4 protein-coding genes are annotated in these 5174 nt (G+C 72.7%); all 4 read right to left on the bottom strand.

Features of this window, described 5'->3' with window-relative positions; all coding sequences use genetic code 11:
* On the bottom strand, window positions 1-1421 hold a 1421-nt coding region (locus V7Z97_RS19070; RefSeq protein ID WP_334165030.1), incomplete at its 3' end, for a HAMP domain-containing protein.
* A gap of 85 nt (window positions 1422-1506) precedes the next feature.
* Window positions 1507-2928: a nitrogen regulation protein NR(I) gene (gene ntrC, locus V7Z97_RS19065; RefSeq protein ID WP_334165028.1), complete on the bottom strand. Its 1422-nt coding sequence runs from the start codon at window positions 2926-2928 to the stop codon at window positions 1507-1509.
* Entirely contained in the window at window positions 2925-4046 is a 1122-nt protein-coding gene (locus tag V7Z97_RS19060) for a two-component system sensor histidine kinase NtrB (RefSeq protein ID WP_334165026.1), read from the bottom strand. The genes ntrC and V7Z97_RS19060 overlap by 4 nt, the downstream gene beginning before the upstream one ends.
* Entirely contained in the window at window positions 4043-5050 is a 1008-nt protein-coding gene (gene dusB, locus V7Z97_RS19055) for a tRNA dihydrouridine synthase DusB (RefSeq protein ID WP_334165025.1), read from the bottom strand. The genes V7Z97_RS19060 and dusB overlap by 4 nt, the downstream gene beginning before the upstream one ends.
* Window positions 5051-5174 lie beyond the last annotated feature (124 nt).

Here is a 5174-nt window from a genome sequence, read left to right as displayed (position 1 = left end):
GCGCGCACCCGCAGGCGCCGCGTCTCGCGGCCGCGGACCACGTCCACCTCCTCCTCGGCGCCGCCGCGCCCGGCGGTCTCCACCACGGCGGCGATCTCGGGCGCCACGTCGGCGAGCTTGCGGCCGCGGCCGTGGTCGCCGGGCAGGTCGAGCAGCAGGGCCGCCTGCCGGTTGGCCGCGGAGATCCGGCCCTTCGCGTCCAGGCCGATGACGCCGGCGCTGACCTCGGCCAGCACCGTCTCGATGAACTGCCGCCGCCGCTCGGCCTCGCGGCCGGCCCGCCGCAGGGCTTCCTGCTGAACCTGAAGATCGTGCGTCATGCTGTTGAAAGCACGTGACAACACCGCGATCTCCTCGGGATCTTCGTCGGCGTCGACCCGGGCGCTCAGGTCGCCGCCGGCGACCCGGCCGGCGGCCTGCACCAGCCGCCCCACGGGACCGGAGATGGCGTTCGCCGCGCCCAGGCCGAGCCACACCGCGCCCACCAGCACCAGCAGCGCGGTCTCCGAATAGGAGAGCGCGAAGATGGTCTGGATGCGCTCGCGGTTCTGCGCCGCCTCCCGGTAGGAGACCAGCGAGGCCTCGGCCTCGAGCAGGTGGTTGATGATCCCCTTCTCCACCGGGTGGGCGATGTAGAGGTAGGCGTCGTCATAGGCCGTGAGCCGGTAGACCGCCCGCATCAGGTCCGGCGAATCGAAGGCCGGCACCGAGATGTCGCCCTCGTCCGCCGCCCGGAAGCTCGATTCCGGCGGGATCAGGAACACCGGCGCGCCGGCGGCCTCGGCGCGGGCCAGCACCCGGCCCTCCCGGTCGATCAGGTAGGCGGCCGGGAAGGCGTGGTAGGCCGCCTGTTCCGAGAGGTAGTGGCTGAAGGCCACCGGGCTTTCGGCCAGCCCCGGCGCGGCGCGGTTCAGGTCGGCGCCCATCAGGCTCACGTGGTCGCCGATGTAGCGCTTCTGGTCCTCGACGTAGGACCGCGCCACTGTGGCCGAGTTCTCCACCACGGTCTGCACCCGCTGGCCCAGCCAGTTGTCCACGCCGCGGCTGACCAGCACCCCGTAGAACAGGGCCACCACGACGGCCGGGGCCACCGCGGCCAGGGCGAACAGGGTGACGAATCGCAGGTGCAGCCGCGCGCCGGCGTCGCTCTCCCGGGCGTTCAGCAGGGCCGTGAAGCGCAGGGCGACGACCGTGGTCAGCGCCAGGATCAGGATCAGGTTGAGCGTCAGGACGGTCAGGACGAGCTGGCTGGCCGGCCCCAGCGGCCCCGTCTCCGGCGGCGAGGCGGCCAGCAGGATGGCCACCCCGGTCAGGGTCGCGGCCACCGCATAGGCTGCGCCCAGCACCGCCCGGGAGTTCAGCGCCCGCCAGACCCGGGCGGCGGCCTCGCTATCTCGGATGTGGTCGGCCAGCAACGCCATCGTCGGGGGAGCCTAAGGAACTGTGCTCCAAACTCAACAGCGTTGTTGCGCAGAAGCGTCAGCGTGGCCCCGCGGGGCCGCCCCCCTAGCGCCGCCCGCGGCTCATCTCCACGCCCAGGTCCTGGATCTTCTTGCGCAGGGTGTTGCGGTTCAGGCCGAGCACCTCGGCGGCCCGCACCTGGTTGCCCCGCGTGGCCGCCAGGGTGAGCTGGATCAGCGGACGCTCCACCTCCTCCAGCACCCGGTCGTAGAGCCCGGCCGGCGGCAGGCCGTCGGGCTGGTCGGCGAAATAGGTGGCCAGCTTGCGCTCGACGAGCTGGGCGAGCGTCGCGGGCCCCTCCTGTCCTTCCACGACCGGCTGCTGGTCGGCCAGCTCCCGCTCGACGATGCGGGCGGTGATCAGGTCCTCGGCGTAGAGGGCGCAGATCCGCCGGATCAGGTTCTCCAGCTCGCGCACGTTGCCCGGCCAGGCGTGCAGCTTCAGCCGCTCCAGGGCGCCGGCGTCGATGGTCTTGGCCGGCAGCCCCTCGCGGTTGGCCCTGAGCAGGAAGGCCCGCGCCAGGTCCGGGATGTCCTCGGTCCGGTCGCGCAGCGGCGGCAGGCGGACGGGGGCGACGTTCAGGCGGAAGAACAGGTCCTCGCGGAACAGCCCCTGCTGGATCAGGGCCCGCAGGTCGCGGTTGGTGGCCGCGATGATCCGCACGTTCGGCCTGCGCCCGGTCTTCGGGTTCAGCGCCGGCTCCGAGCCGTCGATCACCCGCAGCAGCCGCGTCTGGGCGTCCAGCGGCATGTCGCCGATCTCGTCGAGGAACAGGGTGCCGCCGTCGGCCTCCACCAGCTTGCCGTGGTCGCCGTCCTCCTTGCCGAACAGCTCCGTCTCGACCCGCTCGCGCGGCACGGCGGCCAGGTTGATGACCACGAACTTGCCGTCCCGCCGGCGGCCCATGTCGTGCAGCGCCCGGGCGACCAGCTCCTTGCCGGTGCCGCTCTCGCCGAGGATCAGCACGGTGAGGTCCGCCCCCACCAGCCGGGCGATCGTCCGGTAGACGTCCTGCATGGGCCCGGAGCGGCCGATCAGCGGCAGGCGGTCGTCGCGCACCGCCCGGGCCTGGGCCTTGGAGGCCTCGGCGTCCGCGGGCTTGGCCAGCGCCCGGCGGGCCGCCGAGGTCATGTCGTCCAGGTCGAAGGGCTTGGGGACGTAGTCGAAGGCGCCCACCTCGGCGGCGTTCACCGCGGTGATCAGATTGTTCTGCGCGCTCATCACGATGACCGGCAGCTTCGGCCGCTCCTTGCGGATCCGCGGCAGCACGTCGAACACGTTCTCGTCCGGCATGACCACGTCGGTGACCACCAGGTCCCCCTCGCCGTCCGACACCCACTTCAAGAGCGTCGTGGCGTTGCCCGTGGCCCGCACCTGGTAGCCCAGGCGCGTGAAGGCCTGCGACAGCACGAGGCGGATCGAGGAGTCGTCGTCGGCGATCAGGATCTTCTTGCCGCTCGCGTTCATGCCGGGACGTCCTCTTCGGTCGCGATGGGAAGCAGCACCCGGAAGACGGTCCGTCCGGGCTCGGATTCGAAGTCGATCAGGCCGCCGTGGCCGGCGACCAGCTTGGCCACCAGCGCCAGGCCCAGGCCCGCGCCGTTCGCCTTGGAGGTGACGAAGGGCTGGAACAGGTGCTCGCGCAGGTGCGCCGGCACGCCGGGCCCGTTGTCGACGATCCGCACCTCCAGCGGCGCGCCGCGGGCCGGCTGGCCCTTGGTGGCGCGCACCCGCACCCCATGCCGGAAGGCCGTGGTGATGGAGAGCTCGCCGCGCCCGTCCCCCCGGGAATGGGCCGCCTCGGCGGCGTTCTTCACCAGGTTCAGGAAGATCTGGATCAGCTGGTCCTCGTCGCCCAGCACCGGCGGCAGCGAGGGGTCGTACTGCTCGCGCAGCGCCAGGCCGTCGGCCACGCCGTTGGCCGCCAGGGCGCGGACCCGGTCGAGGATCTGGTGGATGTTGATCGGCGTCAGGCTCGGCAGGTGGTCGTCGGAGAAGGCCTCCATCCGCTCCACCAGCCGCCGCACCCGGTCGGTCTCGTCGACGATCAGCTGGGCGAGCGGCGCGTCCTCGGCCTTGGCGCCGGACTTCAGGAGCTGGGCCGCGCCGCGGATTCCGGCCAGCGGGTTCTTGATCTCGTGGGCCAGCATGCGGCCGAGCCCGACGACCGAGCGCAGCCCCGCCGCCTCCGGCCCGACGCCGCGCTCGACGCCCAGCCCGGCCTTAACCGACAGCGTCAGCAGCACCGAGCCGTCGCCCAGCGGCGCGGCCGCCCCGTCGGCCTCGAACGGCGGCAGGCCGAAGAGGTTGATCTGCACCCCCCGTTCCCGCACCCGGGCGTCCTCGTCCAGGGCCCGGTTCAGCAGCGAGACCAGGGCCGAGCCCGGCGGCAGGGCCGCCCGGAAGCGGCCGCGGGCCAGCAGCCCCAGCCCCTGGCCGAAGAGGGCCTCGGCGGCCTCGTTGACGGCCACCAGGGCGCCTTCGGAGTCCACCACCATCGAGGGGTCGGGACTGAGGTCGAAGGCCGCGGCCTTCAGGGTCCCGATGTCGGGCCCGGGCGCCTGTGTTCTTGTCTGTCCGGTCATGCCGCCAGCCTGCGGTCTGGAGTGCGCCAGAGGGCGGTCAGCCCCCGCTCGACTTCAAACGCGTCCTCCAGGCGGCAGAGCGCCGCGCGCGCTTCTCGCCTGGCCTGCGCGGACGCGGGCCAGGGGGCGCTTTCGATGTAGCCGGCCAGGTGCTTGCGGAAGATCCGCAGGCCCAGGCGCTCGCCGTAGAACTCCAGGCTGTCGCGGAAGTGGGCCAGCGCGATGGCCAGCCGTTCCTCCACGTCCGGTTCGGCGTAGGGCTCGCCGGCCAGCGCCGCCTCGATCTGGGCCGCGATCCACGGCCGGCCGTAGACCCCGCGCCCGACCATCACCGCGTCCGCGCCGGAGGCCTCCAGCGCCCGGCGCGCGCTCTCGCCGTCGACGATGTCGCCGTTGACGATCACCGGCACCGAGACGGCGGCCTTCACCGGCGCCACCTCGGCCCAGCGGGCCTCGCCCTTGTAGAACTGGCAGCGGGTGCGGGCGTGCACAGTCACCGCCGCCACCCCCAGCGCCTCCGCCCGGGCGGCCAGCTCCGGGGCGTTCTTGGAGGCGTCGTCCCACCCCAGCCGCATCTTCACCGTCACCGGGACGTCCACCGCCTCCACCGCGGCGGCCATCAGCTCGCAGGCCAGGTCCGGCTCGCGCATCAGGGCCGAGCCCGACAGCACGCCGGTCACCTCCTTCGCGGGGCAGCCGAAATTGAGGTCGACGATCTGCGCCCCGGCCCGCACCGCCAGGCGCGCGCCCTCGGCGACGTGCGCCGGATCCCGCCCGACCAGCTGCACCACCATCAGCGGCAGGCCCTCGCCCACCGCGGCGCGGCGCACCACGTCCGGGCGCCCCTTCGAGAACTCCGCGCAGGCGACCATCTCGGTCGCCACATAGGCGGCGCCCAGCCGGCTCGCGGCCTTGCGGAACGGCAGGTCCGAGACCCCGGTCATGGGCGCGATCCACGCGCGGCCCCCGACCTCTACGCTGCCAAGCTTGAGCGTGCTGCCCATTTTTTACTCATCCCCACCGACTTCTTTTTAGGCAAATTGTGCGGCGCCGTAAAGCCCCGCTGAACTGGACAAGTCCCGCCTGCGCCCTAAAGAGATCGGCATGAGTTTTTCGGCGGTCGTGGTG

This window comes from Phenylobacterium sp., assembly GCF_036821595.1.
Classification (GTDB): Bacteria; Pseudomonadota; Alphaproteobacteria; order Caulobacterales; family Caulobacteraceae; genus Phenylobacterium.
This window is presented reverse-complemented; position numbering and strand designations above follow the sequence as displayed.

Excerpts from the sequence above, each read along its gene's own strand:
- V7Z97_RS19060 (WP_334165026.1), bottom strand. The coding sequence starts at position 4,046 with ATGACCGGACAGACAAGAACACAGGCGCCCGGGCCCGACATCGGGACC.
- dusB (WP_334165025.1), bottom strand. The coding sequence starts at position 5,050 with ATGGGCAGCACGCTCAAGCTTGGCAGCGTAGAGGTCGGGGGCCGCGCG.
- ntrC (WP_334165028.1), bottom strand. The coding sequence starts at position 2,928 with ATGAACGCGAGCGGCAAGAAGATCCTGATCGCCGACGACGACTCCTCG.